The organism is Bacillus sp. 05T31, assembly GCF_056396725.1.
In genome coordinates, this window is record NZ_JBFTMA010000945.1 from 1 (window position 1) to 1,305 (window position 1,305).

The 1,305-nt window shown below is 33.6% G+C and carries 1 protein-coding gene; it reads left to right on the forward strand.

Going from position 1 to position 1,305, the window contains the following annotated elements:
• Positions 1 to 102: 102 nt before the first annotated feature.
• Positions 103 to 1,298 (forward strand): IS3 family transposase gene (locus AC1DJR_RS30145; RefSeq protein WP_477004276.1). Its coding sequence is split into 2 segments (ribosomal slippage): positions 103 to 397 and positions 397 to 1,298, totalling 1,197 coding nucleotides; the frame shifts between segments, so codons are not numbered across the junction.
• Positions 1,299 to 1,305: the final 7 nt, after the last annotated feature.

Sequence of the window (1,305 nt, forward strand, 5' to 3'; positions counted from 1 at the left end):
CAAAAAGAGACTACCACTTGATATTATCCCCTTTAGGTAGACAGTGTAAAAAAGACCATGTACACACATGGATGTTACACTATTACTTGGAGGGGATTTTTCATGACTAAAAAAGGATCGACATTTAATACCTATTCAGAAGAATTAAAGTTATCAGCTGTTCAAAGTTATTTAAACGGAGAAGGAAGTTACAATATGATAAAGGAAAGATATCAGATTAGAAGTTCTACCCAACTTAAAAATTGGGTCAAAAAATATAAAGAATGTGGTGAGATTACAGATACTCGCGGGAAAAATGGGGGAATGAAAGGTATACCAAACCCTCTAAAAGGAAAACGTGTTTATTTTAAGACAATTGAAGAGGAACGTGACTACTATAAGGCACAGGTTGAATATTTAAAAAAGCAGTATCCAAATCTATAAATGGAGGTGTACTAAAATATAAAGAGAGATATCATATCATTGAATCATTAAAGACAAAGTATCCAGTTATATGGCTTACGAAATTTGCGGATGTACATCGTTCAAGTTACTATAAATGGATTCATACCAAAGGTATGAAAAACATACGACTAAAATCCGAGAAACGATTAAAAAAGGTAATACGATCTATTCACGTAAAGCACAAAGAATATGGTTATCCACGTATGAAAATCGCTTTACAGGAAGAGGGATATTTTATAAATCACAAAAAAGTATATCGCTTAATGAGTGAGCTCAATATTCAATCTATTATTCGAAAGAAGCGTCGCTTCTTTAAAGGGAACTATTCCAATATTTTTCCGAATGTTTTAAACCGTGAATTTAAAGATCGCCAACAAAATGAGGCACTTGTTACAGATATTACTTACCTACGATTCCAAGAGGGATTTCGGTATCTTTCTGTTGTACAAGATGTTTATAATAACGAAGTTGTTTCTTGGAAAATATCTACGCGCAATGATAATGAACTTGTATTAGATACGATTGAAATGTTGGCACAAAAAAGAGATGTGCGTGGAACCATTCTCCATTCAGATCAGGGATTCCAGTACACATCTCATGCCTACAACAAACGACTTTYMGATTTAGGTATCATTGGYAGCCACTCTCGCAAAGGAAACTGCCATGATAAYGCYTGTATCGAGTCATTTTTCTCCCATTTTAAATCGGAGATGTTGTATTTGAATCATTTTAAAACAGAAGAAGATTTAATACAAGCAATTGAAGAATATATTTACTTTTATAACTATAAACGGTTCCAAAAACGACTCAACCATCGAGCTCCGATAGAATATCGAATCTCGATGGCTGCTTAGTCTTTTT